Genomic DNA, 17,927 nt, shown 5'->3' with positions numbered 1-17,927 from the left:
AGGGCAAGCGGTTTTACTTCTTCTTTTTCTGGGCCGCTTTTTTGATGGCCTTGGCGTATTTCGCGATTAGGGGCATGGTGCTGTCACTGGCGAAGACGGAGTTAAGGCCCTGTTCTTCCTGCGGAGGATCGCCCATGAGATCATCGCCGGGTTGCCAGAAATGGCGGCTGGGGTTGGGCTGCGCGGTTCCGCTGAAGGCCCAGAAATTGGCCCCGGCCAGTGCGCCTTTCTCCTGCGCGCTGCGGAGTACCCGCTCAAACACGTATTGGTAGTACTTGTCGCGGGCGGTGGTGGGGTCGGTGAGGTTGTACTGGTGGTGGTCGCGCGGCAGGCCGAATTCCTCCATCACAATAGGCATTTGCTGTTGCTGCGCGAACTCCAGGTGGCGGTTCATGTACTGCTCCGTCTTGGCAATAGCCGAATCCAGGGTGCCGCTAATGTTCTTGCTGTCCAGCCAGCCCCAGTTCTTGGGCCAGATGTGCATGGTGAGGTAATCAATGTTTGGGTCTGTGTGCACCTGCTTGAACACCTCCATAGACGCCTCAGACCCGTGCGAACCCTCAGAACCGGTAGAGACCAGCTGGTGAGGGGCCAGCGATTTGAGGAGCGCGGCGGTGCTTTTGATCCAGCGGTCATAGGCGGGTACGTTGGCCATAGAGAACGCGCGCGGCTCATTGGCAATCTGCCAGGACATGATGGTAGGGTCTTGGGTGTATTTCTGCCGGGTGAACTGGTTGGTGCGGCCCAGCAGAAACCTGATGTGGTCTGCAAACTGCTGCTTGCACGGGTCGCACTGGTGGAACTGGCCCACGTAGCGCATAAACCCTGCCCAGTCATTGTTGTTGGCCAGCGCGTACGGAATAGGGCCGTAGCCGTTCCAGTTGAGGTACTGCCCGTAGCCGCCAGACCATTCCCAGCTGTTGTTCAGGTACAGCACCGCCTTCATGTCGCGCTTGGCCATCTCGGCCAGCAGGAAATCAAGCCCCGCCAGCAGCGTGTCATTGTACACCCCCGGCTTCATCATGAGCCCCGGCGAGACGCGGTACGGTTGGTTATTGGGGCCTTCGGCGCCCGCCAAGACCCGCAGGTTGGTCACGCCCGCATTCTTGAGCAGGTCCAGTTCTTTTTTGAGCCGTTCACGGTTGCCGCCCTGGCCGGTGGAGCCCAGCAGCCCGCCGTACCAGTAATTGGTGCCCACGTAGTAGTACGGCTTGCCGTCAAGGGTGAAGGTGTGCCCGTTGGTCTGCACAAAACCTTTGGGCTTCTGGGCCAGCAGCGGCAGCGCCGGGAACATGAACAAGAGCAGAAAATAGCAGATTCTCTTCATAAAGGTTTCTAATTGCGGCTCCGCCGATGCAGCATGGGCAGAGGGTTTGATTCGTCTAGACGAACGACCAATAGGATTGCGTTTAGGGGCTCTTTTTCCAAAACAGCCCCTAAACGCAGAATAGTTATTGATAGGTAATGGTGGTTTTCTGGTCGCCTACCATGAGGTCAAAAGCGCCGGGCTCCGTGACCCACTGGCCTTGCTGGTTCACAAATGCCAGGTCTTTGGCGGTAAGTGTGAACGAGACTTCCCGTTCCTGGCCGGGTTGCAGGTTCACTTTGCTGAAGCCGCGCAGGCGTTTGGCGCTAGGGGTAATGCTGGCGAAGTGGTCGCGGCTGAACAGATCCACGGCTTTGCTGCCGGCACGGCTGCCGGTGTTCTTCACCTTCACGGTAATCTGGAGTTCATCCGTGGCCCCGAAGGTGGTTTTGTTCACCCGCAAATCTGAGAACTGGAAGGTGGTGTAGCTTAGGCCGTGCCCAAATTGCCACTGCGGGTTAAAGCCCACGTTGCCGTACGTGTTGGGCACGTCTTCCCTGATTTCCTCTGAGTTCTTGTGGTCATAGAGCAGCACGTCGCCGGCGTGGCGCGGATAGGTGAACGGCAGCACTCCTTCGGGGTTGTGGTCTCCTACCAGAACATCGGCGATAGCCGCGCCCCCAAACGTAGACGGACGGTAACCCATAAGCACAGCGTCTGCCAGCGGTTCAATGGCGGAAATCACGCGCGGACGGCCTTCCAGCAGCACCAGAATCACGGGTTTGCCGGTTTCCTTGGCGGCTCTGGCCAGGGCCAGTTGGTTCGCGTCCAGGGTGAGGTCGTCAATGACGCCGGGGCTTTCGGCGTAGGCTTTTTCGCCCAGGCACAGCACAATGGCTTTGGCTTGCGCAGCGTCTCTCTTGAGTTGGGCCACGTCATAATTGGCGGGAGCGTTGAAATCAGCGGCGGCGCGGGAGATCACGTTGGCTTTGCCCATCTTGCCTATGAGCGCCTGCAACACCGTCTGGGTTTTCTTAGGGTACTGGCTCTCGTCTGACCCCTGCCAGGTGTACGACCAGCTGCTGTGCAGCGCGCCTAAGTTGTTGGCGGTGGGACCTACTACCAGGATTTTAGAGTTTTTGGCCAGCGGCAGCGTCTGTTTCTCATTCTTGAGCAGTGTGATGCTTTCCAGCGAAGACTGGTAGGCCACTTTGTCAAACTCGGCGGTCTGGATGCGGTTCTTCAGCTCAGGCTTGGGGAAAGCGTTCTCAAACAGGCCCAGCTTTTTCTTGAGCGCCAGAATGCGGCGCACCGATAGGTTGATGCGCTCCTCAGAGATGGTGCCTTCCTTCACCAGGGCAATCAGGTGGTCATAGAACGAGTAGTCATAAGGCACCATGCTCATGTCCAGCCCGGCTTCCACGGCCATGCGCACCGCTTCTTTGGGCGTGGAGGCCACGCGGTGGCGGGTGTGCAGCCTGATCACGTCTTCCCAGTCAGAAACGGCCACTCCCTGGAAACCCAGCTCGTTGCGCAGAATATCAGTGAGGTAGTATTTGCTCGCGTGCACGGGCACCCCGTTAATCTCAGCGGAGTTGATCATGACCGTTGACGCCCCGGCCTCCACCGCGGCCTTGAACGGCGGCAGGAACAGCTCCCGCAGCATCTGCTCCGGAATGTAGGCCGGGGTGCGGTCTTTTCCGCTGGCCGGCAGGGAATAGCCCAGGTAGTGTTTCATGCATGATGCCACCGTGAAATCCTGGCCCTGGCCGTTTTTCTCATAGCCGGTGATGGCGGCGGTGCCCATGGTTTTGGCCATGAACATGTCTTCGCCGTAGGTTTCCTCAAAGCGCGGCCACAGCGGCTGGCGGCCCAAATCCAGCACCGGGTCAAAGTTCCACGGAATGCCCGAAGCCCGCGTCTCAATGGCCGTAATGCGCGCCGACTGGTTCACCAAAGCTGGGTTGCGGGTGGCGGCCATGCCGATGTTGTGCGGGAACAGCGTGGAACCGGCCAGGTAGTTGGCCCCATGGATGGCGTCAATGCCGTAGATCACGGGTATTTTGTGGCGGGTTTCCTTCGTGGCCACGTTCTGGATCTGGGTCAGGATCTGGTGCCACTGGTCAATGGTGTAGGCGTGGTTGCGCACGTTCAGGAGAGACCCGATGTGGTGGTTCACCAGCACGTCGCGCAGTTTGGCGGCGTCTACCACGGTGGTCTCGTTGCCTTTGAGAATCACGTCAATGGTGAGCTGGGTCATCTGGCCTACTTTCTCCTCCACGCTCATCTTGGCCAGCAGGTCTTCTATGAACGGATCGGTGGGCAGGGCGGGCACCGAAAGCGCCGGCGCGGTCTGCGTCACCGGGGCGGTTTGGCTGGGCGACTGCGTAGTGGAGGTAGTAGAGCTGCAGGCGTGCAGACCCATTGCGAGTAATAAGGCTAGTGGGGTATAGTATTTCATTATCTGGTTAAATGATTTAATCGTTTCACAGTTGAATATCTTTTTTGCTGGCGGTGCGTTTAGGGGCTGTTTTTCCAAAAAGAGCCCCTAAACGCACCGGGTGGGCGCTACGGGCGGGGCCAGTCATCGGTGCGGAAGCTGGAGGCGGGCAGGCCGGTTTTGCTGTACAGGTTGGGGACGGCGGTATTGCTCCAGCCCATGCGCACCGCCACCGGTTTCTTCACGTTTTTAGCGCTTACCACTACCGTGTTGCCGTCTATTCGGGCGGTGGCGGGCACAAACTTCCGGTCTTCGCCGGCTATCTCAAAAAGAGTGAGGTCTTTGCCTTTGGCAGTGAGGCCCTGGTCTGCGTGGTCAAAGAAGAGCCTGATTTTGTTTCCCTCCGTTTTCATGCGTTGGTACAGCGGGCCCGAGAAGGGAATGTTTTTCTGCCCGTAGGTTTGGTGCAGGGCCCAGGCGGCCAGGCGCTTGCCCACGTCCAGTTTGTTTCTGGGGTGGATGTCGTCAATGTTGCCTATGTCATTGATCACGGCCATGCCGGTGTTGGGCACGCGCAGGGTTTTCTGTTGGGCTTCGGCTAAGCGCGGATGTTCCTCAGGGCCACCATACTTGTAAGGCGCAATCTGCACGAAGTAGAACGGGAATTCCTGCTGAAAACCGCTGCGCCAGTTCTGGATGAGCGTGGGCAGCAGCTGGGCGTACACGTCAGGGGCATCGGTGTTGGATTCGCCCTGGTACCAGAGGGCCCCGGCCAGGCGGAAGGGCATGAGCGGCGCAATCATGGCGTTGTAGGCTTTGGCGGGCTGCACCGGACCCCATTCCACTTCTTTGCGCTGGGCGGCCGCCTGGGCCAGTACGGGATTGGCCGAGATGGCATTGGCGCTGAGCCAGACCTCAGCGGGAGTGCCGCCCCAGCTGCTGTTAATAAGCCCCACCGGCACTTTCTGGTTCTGATAGATCTCGCGCCCGAAGAAATAGCCCACCGCACTGAAATGTTTCATGGTTTGGGGGGTGCAGACCACCCATTGGCCCTGCACATCCAGCTGCGGGGTATTGGCGGTGCGGTGCGCCACCTGGAAAAACCGGATGGACGGATAAGTAGCCTCGGCAACGTGTTTTTCGGCGTTGTCTATGCCCGAGGCGGCGCTCCACTCCATGTTAGACTGCCCCGAGCAGAGCCACACTTCGCCCAGCAGCACGTCTTGCAGCACCAGCGTATTGTAGCCCTGTACCGTGAGCGTGTGCGGCCCGCCTGCCGCCGGGGTCTGGAGCTGTACCTGCCACTGGGCCTGGTTGTTCACCTTGGTCTTCACAGGTTTATTGTCCCAGCTTCCGGTCACGGTAATGTCTTCGCCGGTTTTGCCCCAGCCCCAGACGGTGACCTGGCTGTTCTGCTGCAACACCATATGATTCCCGAAAATGGCCGGAAGTGTCACGGCTCCCGCCGATGAAACCACGCCGCCCATGAGCAGGAGGAGAAGGAAAGTAAGCTGAAAAGGTAACCGTATACGCATAAAGCCAAGGGTTAAATTCTGATGAGATGATCGGCAAAAATCCTTTTCTGCGTTTAGGGGCTCTTTTTTGAAAAACAGGCCCTAAACGCAGAAAAGGAAGGAAGTTGTTTTAAAGCAATTTCAGGAAAAAGAGCCGCTAAACCCACGCTCCTTCATATCTTTTTACTCCGACAATACCAGTAAAATGGCATCATGGCGGGGCACCGTGGCGGCATAGGCTTTTTTGGTGTTGCCCTGCGCTTTCCTGGCCCACACGTCCCTAATTTTGTAGGTGGTTTTGGCGGCGTTCAGCTCCCGCTTGGAGAGTTCATCTGAGATAGGGGTGTTCTTCCAGTCAAAGTTCACTTTCTGGGGCGTGTTGCTCCTGTTCAGGAAACAGACGGCCCATTTGCCGTTGTCCAGCGGTTTGAGCCAGGTTTCCACGCTGTCTTTCTTCGCGTAGCGGAAGCCCTGGATGCCCAGCTTGTCCTGGTTGATGGCAATGGCTTCTTTGTGGGTGAGGATGGCCAGGGTTTCTTTGCTCATGTTGCGCAGGTCGTTGCCGGCAATAAGCGGGGCGGCAATCATGGCCCACATGGAGAAATGGGCGCGGTCTTCGTGCACGGGCATGCCGTTGCCTACCTCCAGCATGTCTGGGTCGTTCCACTGGCCGGGGCCGGCGTACTGCCGAAGGCCTTCCTGCTTGTCCAGAATCTGCATCACGCCAAATGATTTCCAGGTGCCGTGGTCTTTCACGCAGTCAAAGCAGTTGTAGATGTCGCCGGTGGTGCGCCAGAGGTGCCCCACTTCCGGACCCCATTCCCAGGGTTTGTCATTGCCCCACTCGCAGATGCTCAACACCACCGGCCGACCGGCTTTGCGCAGCGCGGCGGTGATGGTTTTGTAGGCGCCTTCGGCTTTGAGGCCTTCGGTGTTGCACCAATCGTATTTGAGGTAGTCAATGCCCCACTTGGCGTACTGCTGGGCATCCTGGAACTCATAGCCGCGGCTGCCGGGGCGACCGCCGCAGGTCTGGGAACCGGCATCTGAGTAAATGCCCATCTTCAGGCCTTTGGAGTGGATGTAATCGGCCAGAGCTTTCATGCCCGAAGGGAACCGCCTAGGATCTGGATGGATGAAGCCCAGGCTGTCGCGGTCGCCGTGCCAGCAATCGTCTATGTTGATGTAGGTGTACCCGGCGTCTTTCATGCCCGAGCTGACCATGGCATCGGCAATTTCCCTAATCAGTTTCTCGTCTACGTTACAGGCGAACTTGTTCCAGCTGTTCCAGCCCATGGGCGGGGTTTGGGCCAGCCCCTCAAATTTCTTGTAGTTCTGCGCATAGTTATTCCCCTGCCCGAAGCTCGCTGCAGAAAGCGTGAAGAGGGTTAAAAAGAGCAATACGTTTTTCATGTTTGTGCAGTGGTGTGGTGTTAGGTAAGCGGTTTTATTTTTATTGGCTTTGACCGTTTAGGGGCTGTTTTTGGAAAAAGAGCCCCTAAACGCATTGGTTACTGGATCACTATTTTTCTGGAGATCTGGTCATGGCCCTTCCAGATGGATAAAAGGTAGAGCCCGGCCGGGAGGTGCGCCAGCGGCAGCTGCACCAGGTTCTGCCCGCCCTTAAGGGATTGAGCCAGATGCAGCACTTCCGTTCCGGTGGAACTGGTGAGGGTAAAGGTGGCTGCTACTTTGTTTTTCGCCTGGAGCCGGATGTGCAGTTGCCCGTCCACGGCCGGATTGGGATACACTGTGAGCTGACCGATGTTTTCTTCCAGCGCACTGCCGGTCACGCTGCGGTAGGTTCGCCAGTTGGGCAGCTCGTCTAGGGTGATCACGTCTGGATGGTTGAAGACGCTGTGCAACAGGGAAGTGGACTGCTTGCGCAGGTAATCGCTGCCGGTCCAAACCGCGAACCAGGACCACCAGGTGCCATAGGCGGTGATGTAGTCTGGGTTGGGCAGGTTGCCGGTCTCAGAGAGCGTGACCAATTTATTGCCGTTGAACAGGCCCTGTAGTTCGGTCCACTGGTTGCTCAGGGGCGAGGCCAGCGGGGTGTTCTCATAAATGTCAATGCCCACTATGTCTACGTAGGCATCGCCGGGGTACCAGTCTGGTTTGTTGCTTTCGGCGGTGTAGACCCAGATGAGGTGGTGTAGCTGGTGGTGGCGGGTGAACCGGTCATGCATGATCTGCCAAAGCTCTTTGAACGGACCGGCTCCTTTGGCGCCCCACCAGAACCAGCCGCCGGCGGCTTCGTGCAACGGGCGCCACAGCACCGGAATGTCCTGCGTCTGAAACTTCTTCAGTTCTGCGGCAATCACGTCCATGTCGCGGAGCAGGAGCTGGTAATTGGCCCCGTTTTTATCTGCGAGGGCAGCGGCCAGGTCAAAGGTGGTGGCCCGGGTGTAGAATCCGCTCCACCAGAGCTTGTCAGGGGTCTGGTTAATGAGACCGGAAGGCGCGTTCCAGTGCCACATCAGGCTCATGATGCCCCGGCCCTGGTCTTTTTTGGCCCAGGCGATGGCTTTCTCAGAGAATCCGTTGGGCTGGGCGCCGTGCTCTACGCGCGAGGGAGAATACTCTATGAGGTCAAAGGAGCCAACGGCCGGTTCTTTGCCCGTGTGGGTGCGCACGTAGGCAATCTCATCCAGTTTGTCGTTTTCCTGCTGCCCGGCCAATACTTTGGTGCCGTACAGGTCTGTGAGATAGGAGAACAGGTTTTGGGTGGAAGACGTGGCGTTAGGGTCTGTGAGTACCGCAGATGGTTTGGTTGGCGGTGCGATGGTGGCCGGGCTCAGGTTGATGAAATCGATCAGGTAGTACCCCCAGCCTCCGCCAATTTTGAGGGTGTTGCCGCCTGCTTTCAACTGCACCTTGCCCGCCTGTAATGTGGTAAACGTTTTTACCTCTGAGAACATGCCCGCCGACTGCTGCCCGTTCACTTCCAGTACATACCCCTTCTCGCCGGAAGGCGTGGCGTACCTGATGGCAAGGTCGTAGAGCCCCGCAGTAGGGGCATTGACCGTAAAGCTCACGTTCTTCCCGAAGGAGTTGTCAAAGCCCTGCACGTATCCGGTGCCGGAATAGCCCGCCGTTTGGGTGGCGGTGGTAAGGCCGGTAAGGGTAGCCATTTCCGCCTCCAGCTTAATGTCTGCCGCCCTTGCACCAGTTACCCTCAAAAAACCGACCAGCAGCACAAAGCCCGTCCTCAGCAGGAGGCGTAAAGTAGCGGAAGAGAAGCGTACGCATGTTTTCATTCTGAACAAGGTAAATGGGGATGCGGTGCTATGTATCTGGTCAGGTAACAAACTTGACTTTCCGTTTAGGGGCTCTTTTTGGAAAAACGGGCTCTAAACGGAAAGCAGGAGAGCGTCTTATGCTTGGGTTCTCTGGCACCGGTGGATGATCTCCAGACACGCCCGGGCGTTGTGGTAGGGGCACTTCCAGAAGCCTACTTTGTCTTCCTGGGCCATGCGGCTGTAATCATTGTGCACACCCCAGAACCACTCGCCCTGCTCCAGGTCCAGGAGATACTTTTTGGCAAACTGCCAGGCGTTCCAGGAGTGGTGCAGAAAAGTTTGGTCTTGGGTGAATTCATAGGCGTTGAAGAAACCCACCATCGCCTCGGCGCTTACCCACCACTCGCGGTGCTTGTCATGATGGTTTTGGTCGGCGTTGAATTCATGGTACAGGCTGCCGTCTGGTTGCAGGGCGGTGGCAGTGGTTTTGGCCATGGCAAGCGCTACTTTTCTCACTTCCTGGAGCAGGGGCTGGTCTCCCAGGACCTCGGCGGCTTCCTGTAAAAGCCAGGAGGCCTCAATGTCATGTCCGTAGGAAATGAGGTTAGCCATGGACGTCCAGTCGCGGCGGAAGAACAGGTGCAAGTGGCCGCTCTGCGCATCAATGATGCGGTGCAGGAACACCTGGATTAAGCCGGTAAGGCGCTCTTTCAGCAGTGGGTCCGGCCAAATACGATACAGGTTGGCGTACGCTTCCAGAACATGCAGGTGCGTGTTCATGGTCTTAGGGTCATTGCGGTCTTTCTCGCTCAGTCTCAGGTCTTCCAGCAGCTGCCCATCCTGGCTGAACGCTTCCAGATAGCCTTGGTGCTCGGGGTCATGGCTGTACCGCTCAATCCAGTGGAACAGGTTCTGGCTTGCCTCCAGCGCCTGGGGCTCCTGGGTGGATAAGTAGTACTCACTGAGTCCGTAAATGGCGAAGGAAAGGGCGTAGATCTGCTTGCGGGTGTTCAGGGGCTTGCCTTGGGCGTCTACCATCCAGTACAGGCCGCCGTACACGGTGTCCAGAAATGAATTGGTCAGGTACAGGAAAGCCCTTTCCGCCATCTGCCGGTACTCTTCGCGCTGGGTATGCCGGTACGCCGCCGAGAACGTCCAGAGAATGCGGGCGTTCAGGATGCTGCCTTTGGGAGCCTCGGGGTTTGCCTGCCCCGTATGGTCTATCTGGCCCACAAACCCGCCATGGGTAGTGTCCAGTGTGTTCTCTACCCAGAAGGCCAGGATTCTCTCCAGTTCCCTCTCCATTTCCCGCTGGTAAACGGAGAGGGAAACCTGAGCCGCGGTATTGGTGTCAGATGTCATGCTCTTACGCCGTTCAGTTCTGGGGCCAGTGCGTGGGTCTTTGATTCTACATAGGCTTGGTTCCTGTCTACCAGCCGGTTGATCTGCTGTACAGAGGCCGCGGATCGGAAGTCATCTGCGGGGGTGTTGGTCACGTAGTCCAGCAATTGGGCAAGGGTGGAGGTAGCCACGTGCATTCTGGTGTCTGAAGAGGCATAGTAAATGAACACGCGTCCGTCATCGTCCAGAATCCAGCCGTTGGAAAAGGTCACGTTAGACACGTCGCCCACTCTTTCTTCGCCCTCCGGGGCAATGAAGTGCCCACCGGGCTTGGCAATCACCTTGGCCGGATTTTCCAGGTCTGTGAGGAAGAGATAGAGTACGTACCGGAGGCCGGCGGCCGTGTTGCGTACCCCGTGCGCCAGGTGCAGCCAGCCTTTCTCAGTTTTAAGCGGCGTGGGACCCTGGCCATTTTTCACTTCGTACACCGTGTGGTACTGCTTGCCATCAACAATGAATTCTTTCTCCACCACCGCATTCTCCATGGAGTCTGTGTAGCCAAAGCCGATTCCGCCACCGGTACCGGCCTCAATGAAACCATCCTGCGGACGGGTGTACAGCGCGTATTTCCCGTTAATGAACTCTGGGTGCAGCACCACGTTGCGTTGCTGCGGCGAAGGCGATTTGAGGTCGGGCAGGCGTTCCCAGGTAACCATGTCTTTGGTGCGCGCAATCCCGCACTGGGCCACCGCTGAGGACTCATCGCCGGGTTTGGCTTCCGGGTCTTTGCGCTCAGTGCAGAACAGGCCGTAAATCCAGCCGTCTTCGTGCTGGGTCACGCGCATGTCATACACGTTCACGTCTGGTTCATCGGTCTCGGGCATGGTAATAGGTCGTTCCCAGAACACGAAGTTGTCTATCCCGTTGGGGCTTTCGGCCACCGCGAAGAAAGATTTACGGTCGTTGCCCTCTACCCGCACCACCAGCAGATACTTGCCCCTGAGTTTGATGGCTCCCGCGTTGAAGGCGGCGTTGATGCCAATCCGTTCCATGAGGTACGGGTTAGTTTCGGGGTTCAGGTCGTACCGCCAGAAAAGGGGAGCGTGCTGGTTGGTTAAAACCGGGTATTTGTATCTGTCATAGATGCCGTTGCCAAGCGGCTGCTTTTCGTTCTTTCTGGTGAGCAACGCTGCGTGAGACTGCTCCAACGCTTGCTGTCTCTTTTGGAAGGTATTCTCCATGGTAATAGAAATTGGGTGTTATGGAAACGGCAGGGAAAGCCTCCGTCCGCTTATTTGTGAGTAACTAATCTTTGTTTGAGGGCCGCGGCCACAGAGGTGCCGTCTTCCGGTAATTTGTCCCACCAGGTCTTTTTCAGAATGAGGCCGCACACCAGCAGGATGACCGCTACCACCGTTAATTCTGTGTACATGCCCAGCACCAGGTAGATAGGCAACAGCGTGAGGCTCATCTGCGCGGTAACGCCCACCACCACGTTGAACATGTCCAGCCAGAAGTTTTTGTTAGGCACAAAGGAGGGGTCTTCAGCCTGTACCAGTTCGGCCACCGGTCCCCAGAAGCCCCAGGGGCGGATGGTTCTGTAAAAGCTTTTGAGGGTTTCTGCGTCTGTGGGCGGAGCCAGGTAGGTACCTATGATGCTACCCGCCAGAGACACCAGCAGCAGCAGCGGGAAATAGTAGAGGTCTAGGCCATCAAAGAGGTAGGGGAAGATGAGCGCGGGTATAATGCCGGCCAGCATGCCCCAGAAGAAGCCGCTGCCGTTAAAGCGCCACCAGTACCACTTGAGCACGTTGGCCGAGATATACCCGCCGTACAAGCCCGCCACAATCCATTGCAAGAGACTGTTCACGTCTTTGGCGAAGAAGCCCAGTACCATGCTCACCAGTACCACCACAATGCCTGTGGTGTAGTTCATACGAGTCACGGTGGCATTGGAGGCTTTGGGGTTGATATACCGCAGGTACACATCATTGACCAGGTAGGCCTGCGCGGCATTGAGCGTACCCGCGAAAGTGCCAATAAAAGCCGCCAACAAACCCGCTAACAACAAACCCATGAGCCCGCTGGGGGCAAACCGCTGAATGGCCGCCGGCAGAATGCGCTCAAAGTCAATGCCCGTGGGCGACTCCAGATTGAGCTGGTCATAGTTGAGGATGGCGAGCACCGTAAACCCGATGATCATGAGATAGCGCGTAGGAATGAGCACCACCGACACGAACCCGCTCATTTTGGCGGCATCCTGCGGTGAACGCGCCGAAAGCACCTTCTGCATGTCATAGCTTGGGGTAGGGCCGGCTAAACTGGCGAGTACTCCCTTGAAAACCATCAAAGTGAAGAAAATCCCGAAGAGGGAATAGCCGTCAGACTTTATTTTGGCGTTCACATCGTCAATGATGCCGGTCCAATCCATGTCCAGGGTAGCCCCGAAGAAAGGGGTTTTCCAGGCTTCGGGGACGTTGAGCGGCGTGGTCTCCAGATTGTTAATGGCTAATACGGCCACTACAATAGAAGCGGCGGTCATGATGGCGTACTGCAACACATCGGCCCAGACAATGCTGGCCATGCCTCCCAACACAGAGTAGAACACCGCGAAGAGTGTGAAAACCATGCCGTAGAAGTGCGGCACATATTCAGGGGCAACGGTGAAAGGCACGTACGGCTGCACCGCCGACCACGGCACAAAAATTTCCACAAACTTGCCCAAGCCAATGAAACCGTAGGCCAGAAAGCCCAGGCAGCTCAGAAGAGCAAAGGCCACCACAATGCTGTGAGATTTGTTGGAGTCTCTGCCGCGACCAAAGCGGGTGAGCATCCATTCGGCCCCGGTGGTCACGTTAGACTTGCGTAGCCAAGCCGCCAGAAACATCATCAGGAAAATCTGATTGAAAGACGGCCACAGCCACGGAATCCAGATGCTCTTGAGGCCGTACACAAAGCCCAGCATCACCATCCACATGGTGCCGGAAATATCAAACATCCCCGACGCGTTGGAGAGCCCCAGCGCGTACCACGGCAGCGTGTTGCCGCCCAGCATGTAGGCTTCTTTGTTCTCCTTCGCCTTCTTCTGTAGGAATAGCCCAATGGCCGCTACCGCTATCAGGTAGAGGAAAATGATGCTTATGTCAAGCGCCGTTAGTTTCATTTGGGTGGTGGTTTGTGTTTGGCGAGTTAGTATATAAAGAGGCTCTTATTTTTTGGCGGGTGGGGCGTATAATTGCTCCTGCGCCGCCTTGTTTATGAAGAACACTTTGGGGTTGCGGTGGAAGATTTTGAAGTCTGGGACACTTTTCTGCCCGGGGTAGGGGGCGTAGTAATGGTCTGGCCTACCGTTTCGCCACACCATGACGTAAGACAGGCCCGCGTCCTGTACAATAGGAGTGAGCACGTTCGTCCACCAGTCGGCTAAAGGAAGCGTTTCCAGGCCGGTTTCACTCAGGGTCCAGACTTTGTTTTTCTCCTGGCCAATCTGCCGAAGGGTTTCCACCATCTGGCGGGTTTCTTTGATGAAGGTTTGCGTAGCCTGTGCCGTTTGGGTGGTGTCTTGCGGCAGGCGGTGGTAAATGTCAAAGCCCACAATGTCTACATAGTCATCACCGGGGTAGCGCTCCAGGTAATCTTCGCGGGAGGTGAAGCGGTCTGTGGAGTAGGCGAAAAGCAGGTTGTTGGCTTTTTTCTTGCGCAGGTAATCTACCGTGAAGCGCCACATCTGTTTATATTCCTGCGGCGAGCAATGGTTGCGGCCCCACCAGAACCAGCTGCCGGTGTGTTCATGCAGCGGCCGGAATACCACCGGAATCAGTTCACCCTTGGGGCCTTTCAGGCTTTTCATGAATGTAGCCAACCCGTCTAGCCAGGATTCATAGCGTTTCAGGGCCTTGGGATCTTTGAACAGGTGCTGAATGGTGGAGTCCATGGTGTCCCAGCTGGTTTTAGAAGGGTCCAGAGGGTTGTTGAGGTGCCAGCTGAACGTGTTGAGGCCGCCCTTGGCGTAAATTTCCTGCACGAAGGAGCGCATCTGCTCAAAAGGTACCCCATCCAGGTTGGCGGGTTTGCCTAGTTCCAGATGGCCTAAGTCCCAGCCGGCCACCGCCGGATATTCTCCTACCACGTCTTTCACATCTGACCGGCCTGGTTCGTACTTCCAGCCAATGCCATAGGCCAGATCATCCTGGTGCCCAAACATAATGCCTTTCTTGGCCAGGCGTTGCAGGTTGGCGTACAGGTTTTTGGTTTCAGGGGTCGCTTTTCTGTTGATGGGCAGCGCCTGCCCATAGGAAGTAAGGGCAACTGACAAAAACAGAAAACACGCCAGAAAAAGTCTCGTCATGGTTTTGTGGGTAAAGCGAGAGTCTCAGCTAAAAGTTTGTCCTCAGCCTCCAGACGTTCCCGGAGAAAAGGCATGGGCCATGGTTAGGTCGTGCAGCACTAGGAGCCAGGCATGGAGCCGCAAAACTGGCTTGCAGCAACTCGGTCAGGGTCTCTGCTAATCTGGCACAACTTTACTAAGGCCGTTTACAAAACTACATAGTTTTCATGCTGGCTTATAATACTATTTTATCATTTGTTTGATGTGTAGTTGGTGGATGATGGCTAACTAACCGTAATGTGTTCTGTTGGATCTGGAAAGCAGCCTCCAACTATTGTTATCGATAATTTCTGCGGAGTTCATTGTGGCAATGCTGATCGTGTGTAGCTACACGTTTTGCCATTGTATGGGTAGGTTCTCTAAAGCGAGCGGAGAAGAAGCCTGAATACTTTTGGGTCGTAAATAACCGCGATTGGTATTGAGTTTAATAAAGAAAACGTTTGAAGCTGTGGTATTTTTTTAACCTTTTTACGGTATCAATAATGTTGTTCTGTAATTTAGCAGCTTAAATCATTAGCTATGAGTTCAGTTTACCGCGAGATTACCCCCTTAACCCAGAACGATTGCTTCACGCTCTTCTCCAGGGTGAAGGAAGAGTTTAACTTTCCGTTGCACTACCACGAAGACTTTGAGCTCAACTTTGTGTACAACGCGGCCGGAGCCAAACGGGTGGTGGGAGACCATGTGGAGATCATTGATGACTATGACCTGGTGCTGGTGGGCAGCAACCTGCCGCACGGCTGGTTCACGCACCAGTGCAAGACCAGGAACATAGAGGAAATCACCATCCAGTTTCACCGCGACTTGTTAGATGATAAGTTCCTGCGCCGGAACCAGCTCAGTTTCATCAAAGCCCTGCTGGAGCGGGCCGGCCGCGGAATTTCTTTTTCCAGGGAGATTAAGGAGGCGTTCAGGCCCCGGTTGCAGCAGCTTACCCAGAAAGGCGGTTTTGACTCTGTGCTGGAGTTGATCTCTATTCTGCATGATCTGTCCATCTCGCGCAACATGCGCACGCTGTCCAACAGCTCCTTTACCTCTGACCAGTTCAACTACTACAGCCGCCGCATTGAGAAAGCCTTTGAGTACATGCAAACCTACTATGACAAAGAGGTGTCGCTAGCCGATGTGGCCAAAGTAGTGAATATGCCCGAAGTCTCCTTCAGTAGATTCATCAAGAAGCGCACGGGCAAAACCTTTATTGAAAGCCTGAATGAGATACGGCTGGGTCACGCTTCCCGCATGCTGATAGACACCACTGAGACCATCTCTGAGGTTTCCTACAAGTGCGGTTTCAACAACCTCTCTTACTTTAACCGGATCTTTAAACGCAAGAACGGCTGTACCCCCAAAGAATTCCGGCAGAATTACTCGGGCTCACGGGTGTTTATTTAATAGGGTGGGGCTGGAAAATCTGCGTTTAGCGCCCCTTTTTCCTGAAATAGACCTAAACCAGAAAACCCAGATGGTGCGTGACCGCGAACGGATTTTTCAGACAGATTTCCGTTTAGGGGCCGTTTTTGGAAAAAGAGCCGCTAAACGGAAAATCCCTCACCGGCCGCTGCGCACGGCATTGCCGAGATTCTGTTGAAAGTTCATACCTTCACTGTTACCAAAAAGCAAACAAACTATGGCAGGCATTACCAACAGCGCTCCCTCGGCGGCCCCTCCGGCCGCGGGTGTGGGCGCCCCCGGCGGCGGAAGTTATCTGGGGCCGCTCATGACCGTGACAATGCTGTTCTTCATGTGGGGCTTCATCACGTGCATGAACGACATCCTCATCCCCAAGCTGCAGCAGGTCTTCACGCTGCAGAACTGGCAGGCCATGCTCATCCAGACGGCCTTCTTCGGGGCATACTTCATCGTGTCGTTCCTGTATTTCGCGGTATCGGTCACCAAGGGGGACCCTATCCTCAGGATCGGGTACAAGAACGGCATCATTGTGGGGCTGGTGGTGACGGCGCTGGGCTGCCTGCTGTTCCTGCCCGCCGCCGACCTGCACAGCTACGGGCTGTTCCTGGGCGCGCTGTTCGTGCTGGCCTCGGGCATCACGGTGCTCCAGATCACGGCCAACCCGTACGTTTCCATCCTGGGGCCGCCGGAGTCCTCCTCCAGCCGCATGAACCTGACGCAGGCGCTCAACTCCTTCGGGACCACCATCGCGCCCATCATCGGCGGCTACCTCATCTTCGACCAGGTGTCCGGGGCGGGCGAGGTTACCGCCGAATCGGTGAAGGCGCCCTACATCGGCCTGGCCGCTGCGTTGCTGGTCATTGCCGTCATCATCAAGCTGGCCCGCCTGCCGCGCCTCACCGGCGATGACGGGGCCGGCGTGGTGGCGGGTTCCGGCGCTTTGCGGCACCGGCACCTGGTGCTGGGCATCATCTGCATCTTCATGTACGTGGGCGGCGAGGTGGCCGTGGGCAGCATGCTCATCAACTACCTCAAGCTGCCGCAGATCGCGGGGCTGGACGAGTCTGGGGCCAAGCACTTCCTGTCGTTCTACTGGGGCGGGGCCATGATCGGGCGGTTCTTCGGGGCGGTGGCTCTGGCGCAGCTGCGCAGTAATGGCGTCAAATACGGGATCATGGCCGTGATTGCGGCGGTGACGTTTGGGGCCGTTTCCGTCCTCTATGACCTAAACCAGGCGCTGATCATTCTGGGCCTCATTACGGTGAACTTCGGGGTGCTGCTGCTGGGCCGTTTCATCCCCAACCGCACCGTGGGGCTGTACGCCACGGCGGTAATCGTGCTGCTGTTGATCGGGACCTTCGGGCAGGGCGCGGTGGCCATGTGGGCGGTGATCGGGATTGGGTTGTTCAACTCCGTGATGTTCCCTACCATCTTCGACCTGGCCATCAAGGGGCTGGGCGTGCACACGAGCCAGGGTTCCTCGCTGCTGGTGATGGCCATCGTGGGCGGGGCCATCGTGCCGCCGCTGCAGGGCGTGTTCGCCGACGTGACCGGCGACGTGCAGCTCTCCTTCCTGGTGCCCCTGCTCTGCTACCTCTACATCGTCTACTACGGCTTTGTGGGCTACCGCACCAGAGCGCTGAGCTGAACCCTGGGCAATCTCTGAAATCCCGTTTAGGGGCCGTTTTTCCAAAAACAGCCCCTAAACGGGATTTTCGTTTCTATGGAATATGGCAGTAATTCTATATCTTAGGACGAAGGAAAACTTTTGCCATGAATACAAAGTTGATTATGCTTGCCAGTGCCGTTCTCATGGCGGTATTAGGATTTATTGCTTCTTTTCTGCCGCACGAACTTTTGCAGCAACTGGGGGAGGAAACCACGGGAATAATGCCGGTGCTGGTGCAGTTGCTGGGGGCGCTGTACCTGGGGTTTGCGATCCTGAACTGGATGGCGAAAGGAATCCTGATTGGCGGTATTTACGCGCGGCCGGTGGCGCTGGGCAATTTCATGCACTTTCTGGTAGGGGCGCTGGCGCTTCTGAAAGCCGGGCAGCAGCTTAATGGCTATGTGCTGTGGCCGCTGGCGGTGGGCTACGGTGTGTTCGCGTTGCTGTTCGGGCTTATCGCGTTCCGGCATCCGTTGGCAACGAAGGCTCCCGCTGCTTAAGTTTAACCTGGTGACGAACGGGCAACGTGCCTGTTTCGGCGTTTAGGGCCTGTTTTTGGAAAAAGAGCCTCTAAACGCCTTTCTGTTCCTTTCAAAAAAGCTGCTCCGGTGCGTGAAC

General features: G+C 56.6%; 12 protein-coding genes. 3 read left to right on the top strand and 9 right to left on the bottom strand.

Annotated features, from left to right (window positions below):
• Nucleotides 1-13: 13 nt before the first annotated feature.
• From EFA69_RS10785 to EFA69_RS10745, 9 genes are all read right to left on the bottom strand, one after another.
• The gene (locus tag EFA69_RS10785; protein WP_123133083.1) at nucleotides 14-1,327 is read right to left on the bottom strand and encodes a glycoside hydrolase 5 family protein; all 1,314 of its coding nucleotides are present in this window, start codon (nucleotides 1,325-1,327) and stop codon (nucleotides 14-16) included.
• Between the two features lie 124 nt (nucleotides 1,328-1,451).
• The gene (locus EFA69_RS10780; protein ID WP_245964545.1) at nucleotides 1,452-3,767 is read right to left on the bottom strand and encodes a glycoside hydrolase family 3 N-terminal domain-containing protein; all 2,316 of its coding nucleotides are present in this window, start codon (nucleotides 3,765-3,767) and stop codon (nucleotides 1,452-1,454) included.
• Nucleotides 3,768-3,874: 107 nt separating this feature from the next.
• Nucleotides 3,875-5,281, bottom strand: coding sequence for a sialate O-acetylesterase (locus tag EFA69_RS10775; RefSeq protein ID WP_123133081.1), 1,407 nt, complete (start codon nucleotides 5,279-5,281; stop codon nucleotides 3,875-3,877).
• Between the two features lie 162 nt (nucleotides 5,282-5,443).
• Complete coding sequence (locus tag EFA69_RS10770; protein ID WP_123133080.1) at nucleotides 5,444-6,673, bottom strand: glycoside hydrolase family 27 protein; 1,230 nt, start codon at nucleotides 6,671-6,673, stop codon at nucleotides 5,444-5,446.
• A gap of 98 nt (nucleotides 6,674-6,771) precedes the next feature.
• Nucleotides 6,772-8,520, bottom strand: a complete 1,749-nt coding sequence (locus EFA69_RS10765) for a glycosyl hydrolase (protein ID WP_123133079.1) — start codon at nucleotides 8,518-8,520, stop codon at nucleotides 6,772-6,774.
• A 117-nt stretch (nucleotides 8,521-8,637) separates the two neighbouring features.
• Nucleotides 8,638-9,864, bottom strand: a complete 1,227-nt coding sequence (locus tag EFA69_RS10760) for an AGE family epimerase/isomerase (protein WP_123133078.1) — start codon at nucleotides 9,862-9,864, stop codon at nucleotides 8,638-8,640.
• Nucleotides 9,861-11,084 (bottom strand): glycoside hydrolase family 130 protein, encoded by a 1,224-nt coding sequence (locus tag EFA69_RS10755; RefSeq protein WP_123133077.1) that lies wholly within the window; start codon nucleotides 11,082-11,084, stop codon nucleotides 9,861-9,863. The genes EFA69_RS10760 and EFA69_RS10755 overlap by 4 nt, the downstream gene beginning before the upstream one ends.
• A 50-nt stretch (nucleotides 11,085-11,134) precedes the next feature.
• Entirely contained in the window at nucleotides 11,135-13,006 is a 1,872-nt protein-coding gene (locus EFA69_RS10750; protein WP_123133076.1) for a sodium:solute symporter family protein, read from the bottom strand.
• Between the two features lie 45 nt (nucleotides 13,007-13,051).
• Nucleotides 13,052-14,191, bottom strand: a complete 1,140-nt coding sequence (locus tag EFA69_RS10745; RefSeq protein WP_183906751.1) for a glycoside hydrolase family 26 protein — start codon at nucleotides 14,189-14,191, stop codon at nucleotides 13,052-13,054.
• A 558-nt stretch (nucleotides 14,192-14,749) separates the two neighbouring features.
• Between EFA69_RS10745 and EFA69_RS10740 the strand changes: the two genes are divergently transcribed.
• The 3 genes from EFA69_RS10740 (at nucleotide 14,750) to EFA69_RS10730 (ending at nucleotide 17,809) form a co-directional block, all read left to right on the top strand.
• The gene (locus tag EFA69_RS10740; RefSeq protein ID WP_123133075.1) at nucleotides 14,750-15,622 is read left to right on the top strand and encodes an AraC family transcriptional regulator; all 873 of its coding nucleotides are present in this window, start codon (nucleotides 14,750-14,752) and stop codon (nucleotides 15,620-15,622) included.
• A 235-nt stretch (nucleotides 15,623-15,857) separates the two neighbouring features.
• The gene (locus EFA69_RS10735) at nucleotides 15,858-17,288 is read left to right on the top strand and encodes a sugar MFS transporter (protein WP_123133074.1); all 1,431 of its coding nucleotides are present in this window, start codon (nucleotides 15,858-15,860) and stop codon (nucleotides 17,286-17,288) included.
• Nucleotides 17,289-17,413: 125 nt separating this feature from the next.
• Entirely contained in the window at nucleotides 17,414-17,809 is a 396-nt protein-coding gene (locus tag EFA69_RS10730) for a hypothetical protein (RefSeq protein WP_123133073.1), read from the top strand.
• Nucleotides 17,810-17,927 lie beyond the last annotated feature (118 nt).

Source organism: Rufibacter immobilis (assembly GCF_003721565.1).
GTDB lineage: Bacteria > Bacteroidota > Bacteroidia > Cytophagales > Hymenobacteraceae > Nibribacter > Nibribacter immobilis.
The sequence above is the reverse complement of the archived record's forward strand: the minus strand, read 5'-3'. Positions and strand labels throughout refer to the sequence as shown.